Annotated in this window: 21 protein-coding genes and 3 pseudogenes; 13 read left to right on the forward strand and 11 right to left on the reverse strand. The window is 72.2% G+C overall.

Going from position 1 to position 22,791, the window contains the following annotated elements; translation table 11 throughout:
* Window positions 1-94 precede the first annotated feature (94 nt).
* Window positions 95-532 (forward strand): cytidine deaminase family protein, encoded by a 438-nt coding sequence (locus tag OG617_RS24550; RefSeq protein ID WP_405095330.1) that lies wholly within the window; start codon window positions 95-97, stop codon window positions 530-532.
* A gap of 39 nt (window positions 533-571) precedes the next feature.
* Here OG617_RS24550 and OG617_RS24555 read toward each other — a convergent pair whose 3' ends face one another.
* The gene (locus OG617_RS24555; protein ID WP_405095331.1) at window positions 572-931 is read right to left on the reverse strand and encodes a YciI family protein; all 360 of its coding nucleotides are present in this window, start codon (window positions 929-931) and stop codon (window positions 572-574) included.
* A 138-nt stretch (window positions 932-1,069) separates the two neighbouring features.
* On the opposite strand from OG617_RS24555, the gene OG617_RS24560 reads away from it, so the two are divergent.
* The 5 genes from OG617_RS24560 to OG617_RS24580 all read left to right on the forward strand — a co-directional run bounded on the left by OG617_RS24560 (window position 1,070) and on the right by OG617_RS24580 (window position 7,422).
* A complete protein-coding gene (locus OG617_RS24560; RefSeq protein WP_405095332.1) occupies window positions 1,070-3,142 on the forward strand; it encodes a multicopper oxidase family protein in 2,073 nt (690 codons plus the stop codon).
* 53 nt (window positions 3,143-3,195) lie between these two features.
* On the forward strand, window positions 3,196-4,242 hold the full coding sequence (locus OG617_RS24565; protein ID WP_405095333.1) for a FecCD family ABC transporter permease: 1,047 nt from the start codon (window positions 3,196-3,198) through the stop codon (window positions 4,240-4,242).
* Window positions 4,239-5,300, forward strand: coding sequence for a FecCD family ABC transporter permease (locus tag OG617_RS24570; RefSeq protein ID WP_405095334.1), 1,062 nt, complete (start codon window positions 4,239-4,241; stop codon window positions 5,298-5,300). The genes OG617_RS24565 and OG617_RS24570 overlap by 4 nt, the downstream gene beginning before the upstream one ends.
* Before the next feature lie 317 nt (window positions 5,301-5,617).
* The gene (locus tag OG617_RS24575) at window positions 5,618-6,469 is read left to right on the forward strand and encodes an ABC transporter ATP-binding protein (RefSeq protein WP_405095335.1); all 852 of its coding nucleotides are present in this window, start codon (window positions 5,618-5,620) and stop codon (window positions 6,467-6,469) included.
* 11 nt (window positions 6,470-6,480) lie between these two features.
* Window positions 6,481-7,422: an ABC transporter substrate-binding protein gene (locus tag OG617_RS24580; protein WP_405095336.1), complete on the forward strand. Its 942-nt coding sequence runs from the start codon at window positions 6,481-6,483 to the stop codon at window positions 7,420-7,422.
* Between the two features lie 76 nt (window positions 7,423-7,498).
* Here the strand turns inward: OG617_RS24580 and OG617_RS24585 are convergent, their stop codons facing one another.
* Together OG617_RS24585 and OG617_RS24590 are read right to left on the reverse strand one after the other, a co-directional pair.
* Window positions 7,499-8,479 carry an endonuclease domain-containing protein gene (locus OG617_RS24585; protein ID WP_405095337.1) on the reverse strand — a complete coding sequence of 327 codons (981 nt, stop codon included), beginning with the start codon at window positions 8,477-8,479 and terminating at the stop codon, window positions 7,499-7,501.
* Between the two features lie 327 nt (window positions 8,480-8,806).
* Entirely contained in the window at window positions 8,807-9,454 is a 648-nt protein-coding gene (locus OG617_RS24590; RefSeq protein ID WP_396681015.1) for a hypothetical protein, read from the reverse strand.
* A 210-nt stretch (window positions 9,455-9,664) separates the two neighbouring features.
* Between OG617_RS24590 and OG617_RS24595 the strand changes: the two genes are divergently transcribed.
* Window positions 9,665-10,498, forward strand: coding sequence for an alpha/beta fold hydrolase (locus tag OG617_RS24595; RefSeq protein ID WP_405095338.1), 834 nt, complete (start codon window positions 9,665-9,667; stop codon window positions 10,496-10,498).
* Window positions 10,491-11,093, forward strand: a complete 603-nt coding sequence (locus tag OG617_RS24600; protein WP_405095339.1) for a TetR/AcrR family transcriptional regulator — start codon at window positions 10,491-10,493, stop codon at window positions 11,091-11,093. Before OG617_RS24595 ends, OG617_RS24600 begins: the two co-directional genes overlap by 8 nt.
* On the opposite strand, the gene OG617_RS24605 is transcribed toward OG617_RS24600, so the two are convergent.
* Window positions 11,090-13,603 carry a DEAD/DEAH box helicase gene (locus OG617_RS24605; protein ID WP_405095340.1) on the reverse strand — a complete coding sequence of 838 codons (2,514 nt, stop codon included), beginning with the start codon at window positions 13,601-13,603 and terminating at the stop codon, window positions 11,090-11,092. The two genes, OG617_RS24600 and OG617_RS24605, sit on opposite strands and share 4 nt — an antisense overlap.
* 67 nt (window positions 13,604-13,670) lie before the next feature.
* The gene (gene trmB / locus OG617_RS24610) at window positions 13,671-14,384 is read right to left on the reverse strand and encodes a tRNA (guanosine(46)-N7)-methyltransferase TrmB (RefSeq protein ID WP_405095341.1); all 714 of its coding nucleotides are present in this window, start codon (window positions 14,382-14,384) and stop codon (window positions 13,671-13,673) included.
* A gap of 132 nt (window positions 14,385-14,516) precedes the next feature.
* Here trmB and OG617_RS24615 point away from each other — a divergent pair, with 132 nt between their 5' ends.
* On the forward strand, window positions 14,517-15,203 hold the full coding sequence (locus OG617_RS24615) for a hypothetical protein (RefSeq protein WP_405095342.1): 687 nt from the start codon (window positions 14,517-14,519) through the stop codon (window positions 15,201-15,203).
* Window positions 15,204-15,211: 8 nt separating this feature from the next.
* A complete protein-coding gene (locus tag OG617_RS24620; protein ID WP_405095343.1) occupies window positions 15,212-15,892 on the forward strand; it encodes a class F sortase in 681 nt (226 codons plus the stop codon).
* 43 nt (window positions 15,893-15,935) lie between these two features.
* Here OG617_RS24620 and OG617_RS24625 read toward each other — a convergent pair whose 3' ends face one another.
* A complete protein-coding gene (locus OG617_RS24625) occupies window positions 15,936-16,622 on the reverse strand; it encodes a tyrosine-protein phosphatase (protein WP_405103938.1) in 687 nt (228 codons plus the stop codon).
* A gap of 389 nt (window positions 16,623-17,011) precedes the next feature.
* On the opposite strand from OG617_RS24625, the pseudogene OG617_RS24630 reads away from it, so the two are divergent.
* Window positions 17,012-17,131, forward strand: a pseudogene (locus tag OG617_RS24630) (DUF397 domain-containing protein); the annotation flags it as partial.
* A 423-nt stretch (window positions 17,132-17,554) separates the two neighbouring features.
* Window positions 17,555-18,076: an RICIN domain-containing protein gene (locus OG617_RS24635; RefSeq protein WP_405095344.1), complete on the forward strand. Its 522-nt coding sequence runs from the start codon at window positions 17,555-17,557 to the stop codon at window positions 18,074-18,076.
* Between the two features lie 129 nt (window positions 18,077-18,205).
* Here OG617_RS24635 and OG617_RS24640 read toward each other — a convergent pair.
* A pseudogene (locus tag OG617_RS24640) lies at window positions 18,206-18,355 on the reverse strand (antibiotic biosynthesis monooxygenase); the annotation flags it as partial.
* A gap of 416 nt (window positions 18,356-18,771) precedes the next feature.
* Here OG617_RS24640 and OG617_RS24645 point away from each other — a divergent pair.
* Window positions 18,772-19,314 carry an RICIN domain-containing protein gene (locus OG617_RS24645; protein WP_405095345.1) on the forward strand — a complete coding sequence of 181 codons (543 nt, stop codon included), beginning with the start codon at window positions 18,772-18,774 and terminating at the stop codon, window positions 19,312-19,314.
* A gap of 189 nt (window positions 19,315-19,503) precedes the next feature.
* Here OG617_RS24645 and OG617_RS24650 read toward each other — a convergent pair.
* The 4 genes and pseudogenes from OG617_RS24650 to OG617_RS24665 form a co-directional block, all read right to left on the reverse strand.
* Window positions 19,504-20,286: pseudogene (locus OG617_RS24650) on the reverse strand (transposase family protein).
* Window positions 20,287-20,551: 265 nt separating this feature from the next.
* Window positions 20,552-20,872, reverse strand: coding sequence for an antibiotic biosynthesis monooxygenase family protein (locus OG617_RS24655; RefSeq protein WP_405095346.1), 321 nt, complete (start codon window positions 20,870-20,872; stop codon window positions 20,552-20,554).
* Window positions 20,873-20,911: 39 nt separating this feature from the next.
* Entirely contained in the window at window positions 20,912-21,709 is a 798-nt protein-coding gene (locus tag OG617_RS24660; RefSeq protein WP_405095347.1) for an exodeoxyribonuclease III, read from the reverse strand.
* Window positions 21,710-21,746: 37 nt separating this feature from the next.
* Window positions 21,747-22,667 (reverse strand): proteasome assembly chaperone family protein, encoded by a 921-nt coding sequence (locus OG617_RS24665; protein ID WP_405095348.1) that lies wholly within the window; start codon window positions 22,665-22,667, stop codon window positions 21,747-21,749.
* Window positions 22,668-22,791: the final 124 nt, after the last annotated feature.

Genomic DNA, 22,791 nt, shown 5'->3' on the forward strand with positions numbered 1-22,791 from the left:
GGATAGGCAGCCCGAGTGCGGACCGCCCCCTGGTTACCGCCGTCTAGAGTTGACCACCGACCGACATCGACCGCGGGGGCGCCGAGAAATGACCATGCGAGACACCGACCGGGCGCTGGTGCAGGCCGCCACGGCGGTCGCCAAGCTGCGCTGTCGCAGCGACAACCACACCGTCGCCGCCGCCGCCCGTACCGTCGACGGCCGGGTCTTCACCGGGGTGAACGTGTACCACTTCACCGGTGGGCCGTGTGCCGAGGTGGTCGCGATCGGCGCCGCCGCCACCCAGGGCGCGGGCGAGCTGGAGACGATCGTGGCGGTGGGCGACCGGGGGCGGGGCGTCATCCCGCCGTGCGGCCGCTGCCGGCAGGTGCTGCTGGACTACTTCCCGTCGATCCGGGTCATCGTCGGCCCGGCGGACGCGCTGCGCGCCGTGCCGGTCGCCGAGCTGCTGCCGACGGAGTACGTCTGGGCCGACCACCAGATCGACGCGGGCGTCGGGGTGCCGGCCCCCCGCGAGGGCACCGCGGGCTGACCACCCCGGCGGGCCCCTGTGGCCCGTGCCGGTGCCGGCTCAGTCGCCCGCCGCCATCTCCAGCATCGACCGGGGGATCGGCACGCCGCCGAACCGGACGTTGCCCTGCGGCACCAGCCAGCTCATCACCCGCACGACGAGCCGGCCGGCCCGGACCGCCGGGTCGTTGCCGTACAGCTCGCGGGCTGCCGCCCGATCGACCGCGAGCACCGCGAAGCCGCGCAGCCGGTCGTCGTCGGGGTCGAGGAAGGGGCCGGCAGCCAGGACGAGGCCCTGCTCCACCAGCCCCGCCTGGTGGGCCAGGTGGGCGTCGCGCAACCGGTCCGCCGCGTCCCGGGGCAGCTCCGGCGCGTCCTCGGGCCAGGACAGGAGCACGACGGTGTGCTGGTCGAATTCCATGCGACCAGCGTATGTGGGTGAATGGTGCCCTCATCGCCCGAACGGGGGTTTCCGAGAAGATCACGGCTTTTGCCACTTCAAACGAAATTTCTTCCATCTAGCCTCGGTCTCGGACGACGACGCGGGGAGGTGCGGGGAATGGTCTCCAGGAGAGGTCTGCTCATCGCGGGGGCGGCGGGTGGCGCGGCCGCGCTGACGCCGGCCGGGTGGGCCGTCGCCGGGTCGCGTCCGGCACCGCCGCTGGACCCGCGCGGCATCCCGAAGTACGTCACCCCGCTCCCCGTCCCCCGGACCATGCCCCGGGACCTCGGGGGCCCCGACGCCGACGAGTACGCGGTCGCGGTGCGGCAGTTCCGCCAGCAGGTCCTGCCCCGGTCGCTGCCGCCCACCACCGTCTGGGGCTTCGGCTCGGCGGCCCACCCCGGCAGCTTCCGGTACCCGGGCCCCACCATCGAGGCCCGGGCCGGCCGGCCCGTCCGGGTCACCTGGCTCAACCAACTCCTCGACCGGCGCGGCCGGCACCTGCCGCACCTGCTCCCGGTGGACCCGACCCTGCACTGGGCCAACCCGGCCGGCGGCGACGAGGGGCGGGACCACGCCGGCCACTTCCGCCGCACGCCGGGCCCCTACCTGGGGCCGGTGCCGATCGTCGTGCACCTGCACGGCGGGCACAACCGGCAGGAGTGCGACGGCCACCCGGAGGCCTGGTACCTGCCGAGCTGCCGCGACCTCCCGTCCGGGTACGCGCGGTACGGCAGCTCGTACCGCGAGTTCGGCGACCGGTACGCCGACTACCGCGGGACCCGGTGGTCGCCCGGCGCGGCGACCGTCGAGTACGCCAACGACCAGCGGGCCACCGCCCTCTGGTACCACGACCACGCCCTCGGCCTGACCCGGTTGACCATGTACGCCGGCCCGATCGGCCTGTACCTGCTGCGCGGCGGCGACGCCGACCTGCCGCCCGGGGTGCTCCCCGGCGCGGCGACCGGCCAGCCGATCGGCCCGGCCGGCGGTTCCGCCCGCGGCCACCACGAGATCCCGCTGGTGATCCAGGACCGCAGCTTCACCGCCGACGGCTCCCTGCACTACCCGGCCAGCCGGGCCGAGTTCGACGGCCGACCCGGCCGGTACGCGCCGGAGACGGACGTGCCGCCGATGTGGCACCCGGCGGTCTTCGCCGACACCATCGTGGTCAACGGCCGCACCTGGCCGGTGCTGGAGGTGGAACGCCGGCGCTACCGGTTCCGCCTGCTCAACGGCTGCAACTCGCGATTTCTCCTGCTGTCGGTGGCGGCGCACCCCACGGTCCGGCCGGCCCGGCCGGCGGTGCCGTTCTGGCAGATCGGCAGCGACGGCGGCTTCCTGCCGGCGCCGGTGCGACTGGGCAAGCTGCCGCTGGGCGGCGGCTCCCGGGTCGACGCGGTGGTCGACTTCTCCGACGTGCCGGCGGGGACCGAGCTGTACCTGGTCAACGAGGGCCCGGACGGGCTGCCCGGCCGGCCGGAGGCGGACTTCGAGCCGGCCGACCCGGACACCACCGGCCAGGTGCTGAAGCTCGTCGTCACCGAGGCGACCGGCCCGGACCGCAGCGTCCCGCCGGACCAGCTCGACCTGCCGTCGTCGCGACCGCTCGGCCCGGCCGAACGGGTCCGCCGGCTGTCGCTGAACGAGACGATGTCGACGTCGCCCGGCGCCGGCCCGGTGGCCGCCCTGCTGGGCACCGTCGACCGGGACGGCCGGGCGGTGCCGCTGCGCTGGAACGCGCCGGTCACCGAGACGCCGCGGCTGTACGGCACGGAGGTCTGGGAGTTCCACAACTTCACCCCGGCCGCCCACCCGATCCACCTGCACCAGGTGCAGTTCGAGCTGGTCGGGCGGGGGCCGACCGGCCAGCAGCCGCCGGGCCCGGCCGAGCGCGGGTGGCTGGACACGGTGGCCGTGTTCCCCGGGGAGGTGACCCGGATCAAGGCCCGGTTCGACCTGCCGGGCCGGTTCGCCTGGCACTGCCACCTGCTGGAGCACGAGGACAACGAGATGATGCGGCCGTACGACGTGGTGCCCTCCGGCGGGGCGCCGACCGGCGACGGGGGGATCCGCGCGGCGGGTTCCTCCGGGCTCGGCCTGGCCGGCGTGGCGGCCCTCGGGGCCGCCGCCCTGGGCGCGGGAATGCTGCACGGCACACGCGATCCGGGATCGACATCCGTTGGTTAGGCGGGTCTGAGCAGCTCAGCTACGGTAAGGCGAGCCTAAGCTGAGGGAGCTTCGTGACCACCGTCGCCGCGCGGCCGATCCGGGCCGCCAACCGGCCCACCCGCGGGCCGGGCCGCCGGGTGGCCGTCACCGTGGGTGCGGCGGTGGTGCTGGCGCTCGCCGTGCTCGCCAGCTTCGCCCTCGGCAGTCGGCCGCTCGCGCCCGATGACGTGTGGCACGCGCTGGTCGCCCCCGACGGCGGGGACGCCACCACCATCGTCCGCGAGCTGCGGATGCCGCGCACCACCCTGGGCATCGTCGTCGGTCTCGCCCTCGCCGTCGCCGGGGTGCTGTTCCAGGCGCTGACCCGCAACCCGCTGGCCGAGCCACGCATCCTCGGCATCAGCGCCGGCGCGTCGTGCGGCGTGGTGCTGGCCATCGCCGTCTTCGGCGTCGGCAGCCTCGCCGGGTACGTCTGGTTCGGCGTCGCCGGGGCGCTCCTGGCCGGCCTGGCCGTGTTCGCGGTCGCCAACCGGACCCGCGAGGGCGCCTCGCCGGTCACCCTCGCGCTGACCGGCGCCGCGCTCGACGCCAGTCTCGGCGCCGTCGTGTACGCGCTGCTCAGCATCGACGCCCGCACCTTCGAGGAGTACCGGTTCTGGGTGGTCGGTGGGCTGACCGGCCGGGACGTCGGTGTCACCGGTCAGGTGCTGCCGCTCGTCCTCGCCGGGCTCGTGCTGGCCGCCCTCGTCGCCCGGGGCCTGGACGCGCTCGCCCTCGGCGACGACGTGGCCCGGGGACTGGGCCACCGCATCGGCCTGGTCCGCCTCGGCGGCGGCGCGGCCGGGGTGCTGCTCACCGGGGCGGCCGTGGCGGCGGCCGGGCCGATCGCCTTCGTCGGGCTCGCCGTTCCGCACCTGGCCCGGGCCCTGGTCGGCGCGGACCACCGGTGGACCCTCGCCGTCGCCGCCCTGCTCGGGCCAGCCCTGCTGCTCGGCGCCGACGTCGTCGGCCGGCTCGTCGCCCCGCCCGGCGAGGTGCCCGCCGGGGTGGTCACCGCGCTGATCGGCGCCCCGCTGCTGGCCTTCCTCGTTCGCCGCGCCCGGGTGGTGACCGCATGAGCGCCCTCGCCACCGGGGCCCGCCCCCGATCCGCCCCGCCCGGCCGGACCCTGTTGCGCCTCGGCCCGCTCCGGGTGCCGGTACGCCGCCGGCCGGTGCTGGTCGCCGCCGCGCTGACCGGGCTGCTCGTCGCCGCCGGGGTGCTCAGCCTCTCCCTCGGCACCCCGTACGTCGCCCCGCCCGACGTGCTGCGTGCCCTCTCCGGCACCGGCACCCCGTACGACCTGGTGGTGCTCGACCTGCGGCTGCCCCGACTCGTGCTCGCGGCCGTGGCCGGCGCGGCGTTCGGCGTCGCCGGCACGCTGATCCAGAGCGTGGCCCGCAACCCGCTGGCCAGCCCGGACGTCATCGGCATCACCCAGGGCGCCGGGCTGGCCGCCACCATCGCCCTGACCGGCGGGGCCGCCGCCGTCCTGGTCGCCCCGGCGGCGCTGCTCGGCGGGCTGGCCGCGGCGGCACTGGTGCTCGCCCTCGGGGCCCGGCACGGGCTGGCCGCCCAGCGGTTCGTCCTCGCCGGGGTCGCGGTGGCCTTCGCGCTGCGGGCGCTGATCGAGGTGGTCCTGATGACCGTCGACCCGATCGACGGGATGCGCGCCCAGATCTGGCTGGTCGGCACCCTCGCCGGAAAGGGATGGACCGAGGCGGCGTGGATCGCGGTAACCCTGCTGACGCTGCTGCCCGTGCTGCTCTGGGCCGGCTGGGCGCTGAACAGCACCGCCCTGGACGACGACACCGCACGCGGGATCGGCGTCCGCCCGGTCGCCCGCCGGATCGGCCTGGCCGGCACCGGGGTGCTCGCCGCCGCGATGGTCACCGCGCAGGTCGGCGCCGTCGACTTCGTCTCCCTGGTCGCGCCCCAGCTGGCCCGCCGGCTGGTTCGGGCCGAGCGTCCCCCGCTGCTCTGCTCCGCCCTGCTCGGCGCGCTGCTGCTGGTCCTCGCCGACCTCGCCGGCCGCCGGCTGCTCGCCCCCACCCAACTCCCGGCGGGCGTGCTGACCGCCGCGATCGGCGGGCCGTACCTGATCTTCCTGCTGCGCGGACGCCGGAGGCCGTCCTGATGCCCACGACCGCCCCCGACCCCGCCGGCCCGCCGCCAACGCGTCCCGGGCCCGCCGGCCCGCCGCCACCGCCCACCGACCCCGCCACCGCCCCCGCCCCCCGGCCCACCGGCGTACCCGCGTCCCCGCCCGGCAGCTCCGCCGGCGTCCCCGCGTCCCCCGACGTTCCCGCGTCGCGTCCCGCTGGTTCCGGCGGCGTCCTCACGCCCCGGCCCGCCGGCGTACCCGCGTCGCCGCCCGACGGTCCCGCCTCCCCGTCGGTCGGATCCGGCGATGTTCCCGCCTCCCCTTCCGCCGTCCCCTCCCGAGGAGCCGCGATGCTCTCCACCCGCGACCTGGTCGTCGGCTACGACGAGCGGACCGTCCTGGACGGCCTCGACCTCGAGCTGCCCGCCGACGCCTTCACGGTCGTCGTCGGCCCGAACGCCTGCGGCAAGTCGACGCTGCTGCGCACCATGGCCCGGCTGCTCACCCCCAGCCGGGGCGCGGTGCTGCTCGACGGCACCGCGATTCGGGACCTGCCGACCCGGGAGGTCGCCCAACGCCTCGGCGTGCTGCCGCAGAGCCCGCTGGTGCCCGAGGGGGTCACGGTCGCCGACCTGGTCGGCCGGGGCCGGCAGCCGTACCAGCGGTGGTGGCGGCAGTGGTCGGAGCAGGACAGCGCCGCCGTCGACGAGGCGATGGCGCTCGCCGACGTGGCCGGTCTCGCCGACCGGCCGGTGGACACCCTCTCCGGTGGGCAGCGGCAGCGGGTCTGGATCGCGATGACTCTGGCCCAGGACACCGAGGCGCTGCTGCTGGACGAGCCGACCACCTTCCTCGACCTGGCCCACCAGGTGGAGGTGCTGGACCTGCTGCACCGGCTGCGCGCCGAGCGGGGCCGGACCGTGGTCGCCGTGCTGCACGACCTCAACCAGGCCGCCCGGTACGCCGACCACCTGATCGCCATGCGCTCCGGCCGGGTGGTGGCCGCCGGCCCGCCCCGGGAGATCCTCACCGTGGAGCTGGTCCGCGACGTCTTCGGGCTCGACTGCGTCGTCGTGCCCTGCCCGGTGACCGGCGCGCCTCTGGTCGTACCGGCCCTCACCAGCCCCTCCCTGGCAGCCCCCGCTCGGGCCGCCTCCTCCGTCACCTCCTCCGCCGGCCCACCGGCCGGCGGAACCCTCTGAAAGGAACATCGATGCGTCGTCTCGCCGCCGTGCTCACTGCGGCCGTCGCCCTGAGCGCCGGACTCACCGCCTGCGGAGAGAGCGACCCGGTCGCCGACACCGCCGCCGGGGACACCCGGGAGATCACCCACGCCATGGGCACCACCAAGGTCCCGGCCGACCCGAAGCGGGTCGTGGTCCTCGACACAGACAAGATCGACACAACGCTCTCGCTGGGCATCACACCGGTCGGTGCGGCCACCGCAGGCGAGGCGAAGGGCTGGCCGACCTACTTCGGCGAGGAGAAGCTGGCCGGGATCAAGGCGGTCGGGGTGGTCACCGAGCCCGACCTGGAGGCGATCAACGCCCTCAAGCCCGACCTGATCCTGGGCAGCAAGTTCCGCCAGGAGAAGTTCTACGACGAGCTGGCCGCCATCGCCCCGACGGTGTTCACCGAGCAGGTGGGCATCACCTGGAAGGAGAACCTCCTCCTCGACGGCAAGGCGCTCGGCAAGGAGGAGCAGACCCGTGAGCTGCTCACCACCTACGAGAAGCGGGCCGCGGACTTCGGCGCGAAGCTCGGCGACGCCGCCCAGCGGAAGATCTCCATCGTGCGCTTCATGCCCGGCGTGATCCGGGTCTACGGCCCGGACTCCTTCTCCGGCATCGTGATCGGTGACACCGGGCTGGGCCGCCCCGAGCGGCAGCAGCTCGCCAACAAGGAGGACAAGCGCTTCGACGCGGTCAGCCCCGAGCGGGTCAACGAGGTCGACGCCGACGTCATCTTCGTGACCGCGTACGGCGAGAAGGCCGTCGCCGAGCAGGGCACCGTCTCCGGCGGCACGCTGTGGAAGGGCCTGTCCGCGGTGAAGGCCGGCAAGGCGTACCCGGTCTCCGACGAGGTCTGGATGACCGGCATCGGCGTCGGCGCCGCCAACAAGATTATCGACGACCTGGAGAAGTACCTCGCCTGACCGGCCCTCGCGCTGCCCCCGCTGGCATGATCACGCTCGATCCAGGAAGTAGTGGCCTCTGACGCACCGGAGGCCACTACTTCCATGTTCGAGCGCGATCATGCCCAGTGCGGACCTGGCGGCGGTGGTCGCGGGAGCGCAGCGCCTCCCGCACCTCGGCGACGAAGCCGTCGAAGTCGTCGCGCAGGCGCCGCGCCGTCACATGAAGCACGAGCCAGTCCTCGCCGATGAGCCGGTTGAGCCGACGGCGGTCGCGGTGGAACTGCTCGGGGTCGTCGTGCCAGAGCCCGTCGTACTCGACGGCGACTTTGAATTCGGGCCAGGCCAGGTCCAGCCGGGCCACGAACCGCCCACCGTCGGAGACGACCCACTGGGTACGCGGCCGGGGCAGCCCGGCCAGCACCAGCCGCACCCTGGTCCGGGACTCCTGCGGCGACTCGGCCCCCGGGTCGGCCAGGTCGACCGCGCGCAGCAGGGAACGCCAGCCCCGCAGCCCGGCCCGGGCCAGCGCGTACTCGCGCAGCGCCGGAACGTCGGTGAGGCGACGCGCCAGCAGTCCGTCGATGACGACGACCGCCTCCACGACGTCCAGCCAGCGGGCCAGGTCCCAGCAGGTACGGGCCGGAGTGGTCACGACCACGCCCACCCGATCGACGACATCCGACGGATCCACCTCGCCCCGATGCACCCGCAGCCCCGTCATCGGCCCCTGCCGGCGTCCCACCCTCGGGTCCTGCCGATCGCCCCCTGCTGGTTCCTGCCGGTGGTCACCTCCTGGTACCGACCGGGGCGCTGCCGTCGGGTGCGAGGGTAGGGGGAACGGCCCTTTGGGCGTCAGGACGTCGATCGGCTCGTCGAGGGCGACGCGTCCCACCCCGTACAACGCCGCCGCTGATCGCCCGGCGACGGCCGTGCCGGGAGGCACCAGCCAGCGGGCCACCGCAGCACACCGGTGGCGGTGGGTGACCGTGAGGCAGGCGTCCGCGTACACGTCCCGGAACAACGGGCGCCAGGCGGAACTGCGCAGTTCGTTGCGGGTGAGGAGACCGTCGGACACGGCCACCGATCCACGGAAGATTCGGCCCCGCAACTGCGGAGGTCGTAGCGGAGCTTTTGGCATGCCCCGACTCTGCCGATTTCGGTCGGACTCCGCCGTCCCCTGTGGATAACCCCGTTGTGGCCCCTCAAGGTCGTGTCAAGGTCGTGCTCGATCCGGGAAACAGGGGCCTCCGGGCGCCACGGTGACCACTGTTTCCCGGATCGAGCGTGATCTTGCAGCGGCGACCTCCACGTCGACGGCCGCCTCCCACGGCCAAGCCTGGAACGGGTCGACGCGCCGCCTCCCGTGGACGGGTGGGAGGCGGCGCGTCGGATTGGGGCCCGGTTAGGCGGCGGTGGACCAGATGGCGCGGAAGGCTGCCGCCTCGCCGGCCAGCCACTGTTCGATCTGTTGGGGCTTGACGGTGTTCGGCATTCGGTATGCCTCGCCTCGGCGGACGTCTACCAGGACCGGGGCGGCGTGGGGGAGGACGGCGTCCATGTGTCGGGCCATCAGGTGCAGGGTGGCCAGGGCCGCCTCCTCGCTGGGCGGGGCCTCGTCGAAGTGCAGGCGGACGGCCTCGGCTCGGCCGTCCTCGGCGTACCGGATGCCGAAGTGGGGGTTGATCTTGACGGGGAGGTCGCCGAGCATGGCCAGGGCGTCGCGGGTCTGGGCCAGGTCGACGGCGGTCGGCTCGCCGAGGGAACGCAGCCAGGTCGTCGCGCCCGGCACGAGCGCCTCGTAGAGCGGGCGCCAGCGTGGCTTGACCACGTCGGCGACCTGCGCCAGGTGGGTGCCGCCGGTGTGGAAGGCGACGTCGGCCTTGAGTGCCTTGACGAACTGGCCGTGTGGGTTGAAGCCGTGCCGGCTCGCCCGCTGCTTGCGCAGGCCCCCGACGAAGGTTGCCTTGGTGGGCCCGGTGCGGTCGACGTACCGGGTGAAGCCGAGGAGGGTGGCGTAGGGCGGGAGGGTGCTGGAGGTGGGCGCGGTCACGGAAGTCCTCCCAGGTCAGGACTTGGTTTAGTACACACATTCTAATCGACGGGTCTGACATTGCCCAGCGAAAAGGAAGGGCTGCGCGGCGGCGCCGCCGATCCTGGGGTGGTCCCGGGGCGGGTGTGACGGGCGACTCCACCGGTGGCAGGATCTAGCTAATGCGATTAGCGTAATGGCTAACAACATTAGCTAGCTCTGGAGGTAGCCATGACCGAGTTTCTGTCCGTCAACGGCGGGCGCATCGCCTACGAGGTGACCGGCGAGGGCCCGCTCGTGGTCCTCGCCCACGGGATGGGCGACAGTCGCGACGCGTACCGTTTCGTTGTGCCCCGCCTGGTCGCCGCCGGCTACCGGGTGGCCGCGGCCGACCTGCGCGGCGCCGGCGAGTCCGACACCAGCTTCACCGGCTACAGCCGTACCGATCTCGCGGGCGATCTGGTCGCGCTGATCCGCCACCTGGGCGGGCCGGCCGTTCTGGTCGGCCACTCGATCTCCGGCGGGGCGGCCACCATCGCCGCAGCCACCGCGCCCGAGCTGGTCAGCGCGATCGTCGAGCTGGCGCCGTTCACCCGCAAGCAGTCCATCGGACTCGCCGACCTGCGGGTCCGGCGCTTCCGGCAGGGCACGTTCCGGCTGCTCGGTGCCGCCCTGTTCGGCAGCGTGAAGCTGTGGCTCAGCTACCTCGACGTCTCCTACCCTGGTCCGCGACCGGCCGACTGGCCCGACCGGCTGGCCCGGATCGAGGCCATGCTGCGCGAGCCCGGCCGGATGAAGGTGCTCCAGAAGATGGGCCAGTCCAGCCCAGCCGACGCCGGCGCCCACCTCGCCGGGGTGCGCTGCCCGGCGCTGATCGTCGAGGGCACGCTCGACCCGGACTGGGCCGACCCGCGGGCCGAGGGCGAGGCGATCGTGGCCGCGATGCCCGACGGTCTGGCCACCCTGGCACTCGTCGAGGGTGCCGGACACTATCCGCACACCCAGTTCCCCGACCAGGTCGTGACGCTCATGCTCCCGTTCCTCGCCGCGGCCGTCCGTGCCTAGGGCCGGCCTGGACCGGGCCACCGTGATCGCCGCGGCCGCCGAGGTCGCCGACGAGCGGGGCTTCGGCCAGCTGACCATGAGCCTGGTCGCCGAGCGGCTCGGCGTCCGCACCCCGTCGCTGTACAAGCACGTGGACAACCTCGCCGAGCTGCACCAGGGTCTCGCCGTGCTGGCGATGACCGAGTTCGGCGACGCGCTGCGGGACGCCACCCAGGGGTACGCCGGGCGGGACGCGCTGGCCGCGGCTGCCCGGGCCATGCGGTCCTACCTGACCGGGCACCCGGGCCGGTACGCCGCCACGGTCGGCGCGGTCGCCACCCCGGCACTCGACGCGGCCGGCGCCCGGGTGGTCGAGTCGCTCGCCGCGGTGCTGCGCGGCTATCGGATCGACCCGGCCGAGCAGACCCACGCGCTGCGGACGCTGCGCAGCACCCTGCACGGGTTCGCCACCCTCCAGACCGCGCACGGCTTCCAGTGGGACGCGGACACCGACCAGAGCTTCGAGTGGCTGATCGACTTCCTCGACCGTGGGCTGCGCCGCTCCTCACGCCACCTCTCACCGGCCCGGACGGCCCCTCCTGTGGGAATCGACTAGAGCTGGCCGACGTCCGTGATCCGGACCGCGGCTGCGCCCACCTCGTCGGAGGCGGCCAGGTCGATCTCGGCGCTGATGCCCCAGTCGTGGTCCTCGTCCGGGTCGTCGAGGATCTGCCGGACCGTCCACCGCTCGCGGCCCTGCTCGATCATCAGCAGCGCCGGACCGCGGGCGTCGGGGCCGGTCCCGATCGAGTCGTACGTCTCGAAGTACGGCTCCAGCGCGTCGGCCCACGCGTCCGCGTTCCAGCCGTCCCCGGCGTCCAGCTCCCCGAGCAGGTCCCAGCGGCGCAGGGCCGCCAGCTCGACCCGGCGGAACAGCGCGTTGCGCACCAGCACCCGGAACGCCCGGGTGTTGCGGGTGACCGCCGGCGGCCGGTCGTCCAGGTTGGCGTACGCCTCGGCGGCCTCGGCGACGTCGGAGGGGTTGCGCAGCCGCTCCCACTCGTCGATCAGGCTGGAGTCGACCTGGCGGACCAGCTCGCCCAGCCACTCGATGAGGTCGACCAGCTCCTCGGTCTTGGCGTCCTCGGGGACGGTCTGGCGCAGCGTCTTGTACGCGTCGGCGAGGTACCGCAGCACCAGCCCCTCGGAGCGGGTGAGGGAGTAGAACTGCACGTACTCGGTGAAGGTCATCGCCCGCTCGTACATGTCGCGGACGACGGACTTGGGGGAGAGCTGGTGGTCGGCCACCCACGGGTGCCCCTGCCGGTACATCTCGTACGCGGCATCCAGCAGCTCCGCGAGGGGCTTCGGGTGGGTCACCTCGTCGAGCAGTTCGAGGCGGGCCTCGTACTCGATGCCCTCGGCCTTCATCGCGGCGACCGCCTCGCCGCGGGCCTTGAACTGCTGCGCGGAGAGCACCTGGCGGGGGTCGTCGAGGATCGACTCGATCACCGACAGCACGTCGAGGGCGTACGACGGGGACTCGGCGTCCAGCAACTCGATGGTGGCCAGGGCGAGCGGCGACAGCGGCTGGTTGAGCGCGAAGTCGAGCTGGAGGTCGACGGTGAGCCGCACCCGGCGGCCGGTCTCGTCCGGCTCGGGCAGCTCCTCGACCACCCCGCCGGCGCGCAGCGCCCGGTAGATGGCGATCGCCCGGCGGATGTGCCGGCGCTGGGCGGCGGAGTCCTCGTGGCTGTCGGTGAGCAGGTGCCGCATCGCGGTGAACGCGTCGCCGGGGCGGCCGATGACGTTGAGCAGCATCGAGTGGCTGACCTGGAAACTGGAGGTCAGCGTCTCCGGCTCGGCCTCGACCAGGCGGTCGAAGGTGGGTCGGCCCCAGCCGATCGAGCCCTCCGGCGGCTTCTTGCGCACCACCTTGCGCCGCTTCTTCGGGTCGTCGCCGGCCTTGGCGAGGGCCTTCTCGTTGTCGATGACGTGCTCGGGGGCCTGCACGACGACCCGGCCGAGGGTGTCGAAGCCGGCCCGGCCGGCCCGGCCGGCGATCTGGTGGAACTCGCGGTTCTTGAGCAGCCGGGTGCGGATGCCGTCGTACTTGCTCAGGCCGGTGAACAGCACGGTGCGGATCGGCACGTTGATGCCGACGCCGAGGGTGTCGGTGCCGCAGATGACCTTGAGCAGCCCGGCCTGGGCCAGGGTCTCGACGAGGCGGCGGTACTTCGGCAGCATGCCGGCGTGGTGCACGCCGATGCCGTGCCGGACCAGCCTCGACAGGGTCTTGCCGAACCCGGAGGTGAACCGGAACCGGCCGATCGCCTCGGCGATCATGTCCTTCTCGGCCCGGCTGGCGACGTTGACGCTCATCAGCGCCTGGGCGCGCTCCAGCGCGGCGGCCTGGGTGAAGTGCACGACGTACACGGGGGCCTGCTTGGTCTCCAGCAGCTCCTCGAGGGTCTCGTGCATCGGCGTCATCGCGTACGTGAAGATGAGCGGGACCGGCCGCTCGGCCGAGCGGACGACGGCGGTCGGCCGGCCGGTGCGCCGGGTGAGATCGTCGACGAAGCGGGTGGTGTCGCCGAGGGTGGCCGACATCAGCACGAACTGCGCCTGGGGCAGCTCGATGATCGGCACCTGCCAGGCCCAGCCCCGGTCCGGCTCGGCGTAGAAGTGGAACTCGTCCATGACCACCTGGCCGACGTCGGCCCGCTCGCCCTCGCGGAGCGCGAGGTTGGCCAGGATCTCGGCCGTGCAGCAGATGATCGGGGCGTCGGCGTTCACGCTGGCGTCGCCGGTGAGCATGCCGACGTTCTCGGCGCCGAAAACCTCGCAGAGGGCGAAGAACTTCTCCGACACCAGGGCCTTGATCGGGGCGGTGTAGAAGGTGGTCCGGCTGTCGGCCAGGGCGGCGAAGTGCGCGGCGATCGCCACCAGGCTCTTGCCCGAGCCGGTCGGCGTATTCATGATCACGTTCGCGCCGGAGACGATCTCGATGACCGCCTCCTCCTGGTGGGAGTAGAGGTCGAGGCCGCGCTCCTTCGCCCAGCCGGCGAACGCGTCGAAGAGGGTGTCGGGGTCGGCGCTTGTCGGCAGCGCGGCGGTGAGCGTCATAGCCCGTCCATCGTGCCTGCCGCAGGCCCTCCCGCGCCAACCGGACCGCCAAGGGGACCCCCTGCCGTCACGCCCGGCGGTGGATCAGGTCGAAGACCGGGCGGCCGGCGGTCAGCGCGCGGCGCTCGAACTTGGTGACCGGCCGGTGGGCGGGACGCGCCGCGTACCCGCCGTGCACGTCGGCCAGCCCCGGGTCGGCGGTCAGCGTCTCGCGCATCGAGCCGGCGTACTCGGCCCAGTCGGTGGCGCAGTGCAGCGTCCCACCGGGGGTCAGCCGGGAGCGCAGGAGTGCCACGTGCGCCGGCTGGATGATCCGCCGCTTGTGGTGCCGTGACTTCGGCCACGGGTCGGGGAAGAACACGTGCACCGCGTCCAGCGAGCCCTCCGGCAGCGCCCGGACCAGGTCCAGCGCGTCGCCCCGCCCGACCCGCACGTTGCCCAGCCCGTGGCGCTCCGCCAGGCCCAGGAGGTTGGCGATTCCGGGCGTGTGCACCTCGACGGCCAGATAGTCTCGGTTCGGGTCGCCGATGGCCATCTCGGCCGTGGCGTCCCCCATTCCGGACCCGATCTCCAGCACCACGGGGGCCCGGCGACCGAACAGCGCCGCCAGGTCCACCGGGGCGGCGAGGTCGTCGGTGATCGTCATGCCGTACGCCGGCCAGAGCCGGTCCAGGTCGTCGACCTGACGGTCGCTCATCCGGCCGCGCCGGGGGTGGAAGGTGCGGATCCGGGGCGCGTGTGGCGGCACGGTCGCGGCGGGGTTCGGGTCGGTGGAGGTCACAGCGACCCGAGCGTACGCGACGGCCGCGCCGGACCGGATGTGATGTACGACCGGGACGGGCGGATCCGTCCCGTACGGCAGGCCGGGCGGCCGGTGCCCGGCGTCGCGCCAGCTACCGCGCCGGGAGGGGTCATGGGGTCAGCCACGCGCCTCGGCGCCGCGCTGGCGGTCGCCGTCGCCGCGGTTGCCGGCCCGCTCGCGGTCACCACGGTCAGCGCGGTCGCCGGCCCGCTCGCAGGGGTCGCGTGGGCCGCCGGTGCCCCCGCGGTCGTCCCGGCGCCCGAGTCGTCGGCCGGCCAGCCCGACGGCGGCCAGCCCGGCTGGCTCGTCTTCGTCGAGGTCAGCCCCGGCACGGTGCAGCCCGGTTACCTGGTCGGCATCCGGGCGAGCTGCCACGACAACTCGGTGCCGGCCATCGTGGTCTCCGACGCCTTCGGCCGGGTCGCCGCCCGACCGGACCGTGGCCTGCTGACGGCGTCCCCGATGGTCCGGGAGCGGGTCTGGCCGGGCAACTACCGGGTCAAGCTGGAGTGCCGGGGCGGGGAGACCGCGACCACGATGCTCCAGGTGGTCAAGCGGACGCCCTCGCCCCCGCCCTCGCCCACCCACAAGCCGACGCGCGAGCCGGCCCCGCACCCGACGCACCCTGCGGCGCAGCACCCGAGCCGGGGGCCGAACACCGGCTTCGGCGGCACCGCCGGGGCGGCCACCGGCGGGCTGTTGCTGCCCGGGGGCGTGGCGCTGGCCGTGGCCGGGGTGACGATCGGCCTGGCCACCAGGCGCCGGCCCCGCGCCGGCCGCGCCGCCGCCGGGCGCTGAGGCCGGCCGTGGCCTCCGCACGCGTACCCCGGTCGCCCGCCCCGCCGGCCGGTGCCGGGCAGCCGGCGGAGCGCCGGCCGTGGTCGGTGCCGGTCGCGGTGGTCCTGGTGCTGGTCGGCGTCTTCGCCACCGGCGCGGGGCTGGGCCGGGTGTCCGGGCCGCTCGACTGGGTTGCCGGAACCGCCGGCCGGCCCGCCGCCTCCGCCGCCGGCGCCCCCCGGCTGGCGGCCAGCCGCCCGGTCTCCCTGGCCGTGCCGGCGATCAGGGTGTCCGCGCCCGTGGCACCGGTCGGGCAGGCGCCCGACGGGTCGGTCGACGTGCCGCCGCTGGCAAAAGCGGACGAGACCGGTTGGTACGACCGCGGCCCGACGCCGGGTGAGCCGGGCCGGGCCGTGATCGTCGGGCACGTGGACACGAAGAACGGCCCGGCGGTCTTCTACGAGCTGGGCAGGCTGAAGGTCGGCGACCGGATCGAGGTGACCCGCGCCGACGGCGACGTGGTGCTCTTCGCGGTGGACTCGGTCGAGCACTTCGGCAAGGACGCCCTGCCCGCCGACCGGGTGTACGGCGACGACGGGCCGCCGGGACTGCGGCTGATCACCTGCGGCGGCCAGTGGGTGGGCGGGCGGACGGGTTACGCCGACAACGTGGTCGCCTTCGCCTCGTTGGTGGACACCCGCCGCCCCTGACGGCCCCCTAACTTGGTGAAGGGGCTCCACGCCGGCCTGGCCGTCAGGCCACCTGCATTCGCAGCGCCGTCAGCTCCGACTCCTCGGCGCCGTGCTTCACGAGGTAGGCGGAGACGGAACCATGGATGCTGCGAATCCAGAGCATCGCCTGATGGATGAGGGTGGCGGAGAGAGGAAGGGTGCCGTGTCCTGCCGTGGACGACGCCGTGTTCACGGTCAGGCCCAGCTCGGCGTTCGACCGGAGGAAGTCTGCGGTGACCTCCGCCTCGGACGCTCCCAGCAACGTCTGGAGGACGGCAACGACGACACCTGTCCGGTCCTTGCCGGAGGCGCAGTGAACCAGCACGGGCGGGCCCGGGGTAAGAAGACAACGAATGACAGCGACCGCGGAACGCCCCGCGTGCCCGGCCATGAACGGGTAGAGCTCCAACTGGTCGCTCGGCCAGTTGCGCTCGGCGAACACCGGCGCACGCACATGCCGGAAGCCGAGCCCGTCCCGTACGTCCGGCCTGTCGGCCATCTCCGGGACGCTGCGCAGGTCGACGACCGTGCGCACGCCCAGACGCTCCAGCGACCGCGCTCCTGCCGGCAGCAGCTCATGCAGCGCACCGGACCGGTACAGCACGCCCCGACGCAGGGCCCCGACACCGCCCGCATCCCGGAAGTTCCGCACACCGGGCACGGCGACCGGCGCGGGGCCCGTCCTGGCCTGATTAACAACAGCAGTCACGTAGCCGAAACTACTGGTCCGGGCACCTGCCGCCGACGCCAGCCCTCGGTCAGCCATGGGCGCGGGCCCGGGACCGGCACAGCCAGGCGGGACGTATCGGCAGGTGTCGGCGGGCCATCAGGGCACCCGGGGGTGTGCTCGCCACGGCCAACGCCGGCCCGGACACCAACGGCAGCCAGTTCTCCTGGTGTACGCCAACTCGGCGCCGCGCCCCAACTGCACATCTTCGGCGAGATGGCCGCCGCCGCCCCGTCCACCCCTCCCCACCTCCGCGGCCGGCCCGGGCCTTCCTCGCGGGTCGATCAAGAGGTTTACGTCGGGATTGGAGATCAAACCTGACGTAAACCTCTTGATCACCGCCGCGGGGGAGGGGAGGGCTGGACCGGAACCTGACTCGCGCCCGGTGGCGCACGAGCACCCGAAGCAGCTCCAACGGCGGCGACTGCGTCGAGGTTGCCGACAACCTCTCCGGCGTCGTCCTCGTCCGCGACACGAAGGACCGCGACGGCGATGTGTCCGCCGACCGGGTGTACGGCGACGACGGGCCGCCGGCACCGGGGTCGATCACCTGCGGTGGCCGGTGGGTGGGGGCGGACGCATTACGCCGACAACGTAATTGCCCCCGCTTCTCTGGGTGACATTCGCTGCCCCTGATGGGCTTATCGTGTCGCTGTTTGTGGGTTTCCCGCGTCACTTGCCCGTTGGGCAGGTTGCATCGAGAGGGCTATCGCCGTCCCCTTTTAAGGGGGGTGTCCGCCATTCTTGGCGGGTTTTTGTGCGTGACGATTTGCGGGTGCCCCGCGTTAGGGGCGTCCACAGTTCGGGATGTCCACAGGGGATCTTGCCACTTATAAACGCACATGCGAGACTGCCCGTGCGTGTTACGGGAACGTTGCGCGCGTGGAAAATTGTGGGCAAGGAAGGAAGAGGACATGAAGGTTGGAAGACTCAAGCGAGCCATTGCCCGGTTGGCAGTGGTGATGGTGGCGATCGGTGCCCCGGCGATGGTCACGGCGGCACCCGCCCAGGCGCAGTATGTCTCGGTCAGTACCTTTGGAGTATTGGGTAATTTTGCCTACGGCCAAGGTTACAAGATGCACTGGCAACAGTCAGACAACAACATCACGATGGAAGCTCACGTCATGACTACAATGCTGGTTTTGGACGGCCCGCCAAACGGGCATACAATCTCGATTGAGCGAAAGTGTCTGGACAGCAACTTCAGCGGCGGTGTCTACGTGATGGGCTGCTCCAGCGGTGTCAACAAGCATCAGCGGTGGCACTTCAACGCGAGGGGTGTGAGAACGGTACACGGTTGGACGGGTGACTTCAATGCGCAGAGCTACGAGATCATCAATGTGGCAACCGGCCGTTGTCTCGATGGAAACACAGCCGATGCGTACACCCTCCCCTGCAACAACGGGGACAACCAGCGGTGGTACATCATGCCCTGATAGGCCCTGATCAGGCGAGTTCTCGATAGTTTTCGGCTTGCGCGCCTGGCGTTGCGGAAAATGCGGCAGGCGCGTAACCGACGCAGGCGGATGAGGGCCTACCCACCCGCGCTGAATCGTCGGCCCGGATCAGGGCCGGGGCGGCACCTGCAGGACCACGTCGAACTCCAGCAGGCTCGCGCCGGAGGCGACCGGACGCCGCTGCTCGCCGCCCTCGCCGCCGGCGTGCGCGGCCCGCGACGGCCCGGCCGCCCACGCCTGGTACGCCTCCTCCAATTCACAGCAACACCGTAGTAGTCCGACCGTGGCGTGGCACCCCCATCACGCCGAACGCCCCGCACCCGGTCATCCGGGGCGGGGCGTTGGTTGTTGCTGGTCAGGCATGCGCGTCGGCGGGTCAGGGGCAGGGGCGAGGGCCGGCCGACCGGGTGTACGACGACGACAGGACGCCGGAACCGGGGCCGATTGCCTGCGGTGGCCGGTGGGTGGGTGAGTTACGCCGACAACGCGATTGCCTCCGCTTCTCGGGTGACACTCCGGCCCCTGCTGAGCTTGCATGTCGCTGTTTGTGGGCTTCTTGCGTCACTATCCACGTTAAGCGAATGGCGTCAAGGGGGACGTTGACATCCCCTTTTAGGGGAGTCGTACGCAGTGGAGCTTGCCACTGATGAAGTCGGCTGCGAGACTGTCCGTGCGTGTTGCGGGAACGTTGCGCGTGTGAATCTGCGGCAAGGGAGAAAGAAGAGAATATGAGAGTTGGAAGTCTCAAACGAGTCATTGCCAGGTTGGCAGTGGTAATGGTGGCGATCGGTGCCCCGGCGATGGTCACGGCGACGCCCGCCCAGGCGCAGTACGTCTCGGTCAACGCCTGGGGGTTCCTCTACAATGAGACCTCGATCGCCCATTCTTTGGCTGTGTCAAATGGTGTAGTTAATCACTCCAGCAACCTGCCGCGGCAATCTTGGATTATTAAGGACAATGCGCCCAACGGGCATACTATTTTCCACGCCACGGGTTGCCTGGACAGCAACCGCTGGGGCGCGGTCTACATCTTGGCTTGCAACAACGGTGATTATCAGCGGTGGCACTTTAATGCGCGGCCTAGCTCGGGGCCGGTGCGCTACGAGATCATAAACAAGGCGACCGGCTATTGCCTGTCGACATCAGTGCTGGACGGAAGTGTGTACACCAACACATGTCACAATACTTCCAACCAGGTCTGGTTTATTCCTAGCTGATCTGGAGTCCTCGATAGATGTCGGCTACGCGCCTGGTGCTCGCGAGGTGCCAGGCGCGTAACCGCGAGGAAAGCGGTTGCGTGGCCCGCACCTAGTCGCTGTCGGGTCAGGGTCGGGAGCGGCACTTGCACGACCACGAAACCGATTGCGGGGGCATTCCGTGTCACTCCTGTTCGGAGTGAGCCATTTTCATCCTGCGTAGCGGTTGGTTTCGACGTGGTGCAGGACGAGGATGGCTTGGACGATCGCGGTGGCTCGGCGTGGGCGGCAGCGCAGTTTGGTCAGGATTTTCCAGGTTTTGAGTGTGGCGATCGCTCGTTCTCCGCGGGCGCGGATCTTCGCGTGGGCCCGGTTCACGGCCTTCTGCCTGGTTGAGAGCTTCGGTCGGAAGCGGCGTCGCTTGAACGGGGTGCGTACGTTGCCACGGGCGCCCTGGTAGCCCTTGTCGGCGAAGGTCATCACGTCCGCGCTGGTCAGGGCATCGATGATGCTGCGATGGTGGGCGGCGGTCAGGTCGTGTGCCGAGCCGGGTAGTGCTGGTGATGCCTATACGAGCCGGCCGGTGGGGGCCGCGATGACCTGCACGTTCACGCCGTGGTGTTTGTGCTTGCCGCGGTAGTAGGGCCTCTGCTCGGCGACCCGGTCGATCGGGATCAGCGTGCCGTCCAGGATCGCGTACGCCGGCAGCCGGATGCGTCGCATCGCGGTTTCCAGGTCGTTGGCTGCGAAGCTGAGCAGGGCTATCGCCTCCTGGACGTAGCGTCAGGCGGTGGCGACGCCGATCTCGAAGCCGGCCGCGAGTCGGGTGTAGGTGTCGCCGTTACGCAGATGGGCCAGAGCGAGCAGCGCCTGCCGGCCGGGGTCGAGGCGCCGCCACCGGGATCGGCGCTGCTGACGGTGGAAGCGGATGCGTTCGGCGAGGTGGTTCAGGGTGCGGCTGGACAACGGAATCGTGGCGGGGTAGGACAGCATGGCGAGGCTCCCGGTCGGGGCTTCGAGTCTCGGCCGACAGCTGTCCTACCCGGAGCCTCGCACCCATCGATCACCGGGGCCTGCCACACCCGTCCTGAACTGCAAGATCAGCGTGGAAAAGGCTCAGTGTTCATGCTTCGGGGCGTCCATAGCGGAATTTACCAATTATAGGTATCTATGCAATACCGCGCTTGGCGGTGCGGAAGGCGCGCCGGGCGGGTAACCGACACAGGCGGATGAGGGCCTATCACCGCGCCGACCCGGATCAGGGCCGGGGCGACACCTGCAGGACCACGTCGAACTCCAGCAGGCTCGCGCCGGAGGCCACCGGCCGCCGCTGCTCGCCACCCTCGCCGCCGGCGTGCGCGGCCCGCGACGGCCCGGCCGCCCAATTTTGGTAAGCCTCTTCGGTCTCCCACTTCGTATAGACGAAGTAGCGCTTCTCGCCGGCGACCGGGCGGAGCAGCTCGAAGCCGAGGAAACCGGGGGAGCCCTCCACCGTGCCGGCCCGGGCGGCGAACCGCCGCTCCAACTCCTCGCCGGCGCCGTCCGGTACGTCGATTGCGTTGATCTTCACGACTGCCATGGCTTCACCCTAACCGCGGCACAACGAACCCGGCGTGGGTCAGGGCGTCGGCGTGGCCGGGACCAGGTCGGCGTCCACCACGATCGGGGCGTGGTCCGAGGGGCCCTTGCCCTTGCGGGCCTCCCGGTCCACGTACGCGGCGCGGACCGCGAGGGCGAACGGCGCGGACGCGTACACCAGGTCGATTCTCATGCCCTTGTTCTGGTGGAACATCCCGGCCCGGTAGTCCCAGTACGTGTAGGGGTGCGGGCCCTTCATCGGGGTGGGCACGACGTCGTGCAACCCCAGGTCGCGCAGCGCCGCGAGGGCGGCCCGCTCGGCCGGGGTGACGTGGGTGGAGGCGGCGAAGAGCGCCGGGTCCCAGATGTCGGCGTCGGTCGGGGCCACGTTGAAGTCGCCGCAGACCGCCACCGGCGGCCCGCCGGCCAGCTCAGCTTCCAGCGCGTCGCGCAGCGCGGCGAACCAGACCAGCTTGTACGCGTAGTGCGGGTCGTCGACGGCGCGGCCGTTGGGCACGTACACCGACCAGACCCGCAGCCCGGCGCAGGTGGCCGAGATGGCCCGGGCCTCCGGATCGGGGAAGCCCGGCTCGTCGGGGAAGCCGACCGTCACGTCGGTCAGGCCGACGCGGGACAGGATCGCCACCCCGTTCCACCGGCCGTCGCTGTGGCTGGCCACCGTGTAGCCCAACTCGCCGACCTCGGCGACCGGGAATGCCCCGTCGGGGCACTTGGTCTCCTGAAAGCAGACGACGTCGGGGCCGGTGGTGGCCAGCCAGTCCAGCAGCCGGGGCAGGCGGGCCTTCACCGAGTTCACGTTCCAGGTCGCCAGGCGCATGCCCCCAGCCTGCCGCATCCCCGCCCCGGCCGCCGGGTCAGCTCCCCGGGGTGTCGCCCGGTCGACCCTGCTCGGCCAGGAACCGTTCCAGCTCGGCGCCCAGCTCGTCCGCGGTCGGCAGGGGGCCGACCTCGGCGGCGAGCAGGTTCTTCTCGCCCCGGCCCCGGGCGAACGCGTCGTACTGTTCCTCCAGGGCCGAGACGAGGGCGGCGGCGTCCTCGGTCTGCGCGACCTGTCGGTCGATCTCGACCCGGACCACCTCGGCGGCCGAGCGCAGCCCGTCGCGGGGCAGCAGCAGCCCGGTGCTGCGGGACACCGAGGCGAGCAGCACCTCGGCGGCGGCCGGGTACTCGGACTGGGCGACGTAGTGCGGCACGTGCGCGGAGAAGCCGAGCGCGTCGCGGCCCTGCTCGCCGAGGCGGAACTCCAGCAGGTGCCCGACGCTGCCGGGGACCTGGACGCGTTGCAGCCACGGCTCGTACCCGGAGATCAGCTCTCGTCTCGTGGCGTGCGCGGTGACCCCGGTCGGCCGGGTGTGCGGCACCGCCATCGGGATCGAGTTGAGCCCGACGGTGAGCCGGACGTCGAGCCGGGCCGCCAGCCCGCCGACGGCGGCGGCGAACCGCTCCCACTGTAGGTCCGGCTCCGGGCCGGTGAGCAGCAGGAACGGCGTCTCGTCGTCGTCGTGCAGCAGGTGCACCTCCAGCGTCGGCGCGTCGTACTCCGCCCAGTGGTCCTCGACGAAGGTCATCGGCGGGCGCCGGGACCGGTAGTCGTAGAGCTGGTCGACGTCGAAGCGGGCGACCGGGCGCGCGTCGAGGGAGGTGAGCAGCTGCTCCCGGGCCAGCCGGGTGGCGCTGCCGGCGTCGACGAAGCCGGTGAGGGCCTGGATGAGGACCGGCTGCCCGAGGTCGGGCAGCTCGTCGGAGAGTTCGTACAGCTCGTGTGGGTCGAGCACCGGTGCGGACCTCCCTGGAATGTGCCAACGGGGCGCCGTGCCGTGCACGACTCCCAGTTCGGGAAACGTACCCGCCATCCTTGTGCATTCCTGCGTCGACGGTCCGTCGGGAAGGTTCATGATC

The sequence above is a fragment of the Micromonospora sp. NBC_01412 genome (genome assembly GCF_045040215.1).
GTDB classification, from domain to species: domain Bacteria; phylum Actinomycetota; class Actinomycetes; order Mycobacteriales; family Micromonosporaceae; genus Micromonospora; species Micromonospora rubida.

What these genes read in the sequence shown, in the direction of transcription:
- OG617_RS24575 (WP_405095335.1), top strand. Translation starts at nt 5,618, where the DNA reads ATGCTCTCCACCCGCGACCTGGTCGTCGGCTACGACGAGCGGACCGTC.
- OG617_RS24605 (WP_405095340.1), bottom strand. Translation starts at nt 13,603, where the DNA reads ATGACGCTCACCGCCGCGCTGCCGACAAGCGCCGACCCCGACACCCTC.
- OG617_RS24660 (WP_405095347.1), bottom strand. Translation starts at nt 21,709, where the DNA reads ATGCGCCTGGCGACCTGGAACGTGAACTCGGTGAAGGCCCGCCTGCCC.
- OG617_RS24615 (WP_405095342.1), top strand. Translation starts at nt 14,517, where the DNA reads ATGGGGTCAGCCACGCGCCTCGGCGCCGCGCTGGCGGTCGCCGTCGCC.
- OG617_RS24550 (WP_405095330.1), top strand. Translation starts at nt 95, where the DNA reads ATGCGAGACACCGACCGGGCGCTGGTGCAGGCCGCCACGGCGGTCGCC.
- OG617_RS24595 (WP_405095338.1), top strand. Translation starts at nt 9,665, where the DNA reads ATGACCGAGTTTCTGTCCGTCAACGGCGGGCGCATCGCCTACGAGGTG.
- OG617_RS24580 (WP_405095336.1), top strand. Translation starts at nt 6,481, where the DNA reads ATGCGTCGTCTCGCCGCCGTGCTCACTGCGGCCGTCGCCCTGAGCGCC.
- OG617_RS24570 (WP_405095334.1), top strand. Translation starts at nt 4,239, where the DNA reads ATGAGCGCCCTCGCCACCGGGGCCCGCCCCCGATCCGCCCCGCCCGGC.
- OG617_RS24655 (WP_405095346.1), bottom strand. Translation starts at nt 20,872, where the DNA reads ATGGCAGTCGTGAAGATCAACGCAATCGACGTACCGGACGGCGCCGGC.
- OG617_RS24635 (WP_405095344.1), top strand. Translation starts at nt 17,555, where the DNA reads ATGAAGGTTGGAAGACTCAAGCGAGCCATTGCCCGGTTGGCAGTGGTG.
- OG617_RS24560 (WP_405095332.1), top strand. Translation starts at nt 1,070, where the DNA reads ATGGTCTCCAGGAGAGGTCTGCTCATCGCGGGGGCGGCGGGTGGCGCG.
- OG617_RS24555 (WP_405095331.1), bottom strand. Translation starts at nt 931, where the DNA reads ATGGAATTCGACCAGCACACCGTCGTGCTCCTGTCCTGGCCCGAGGAC.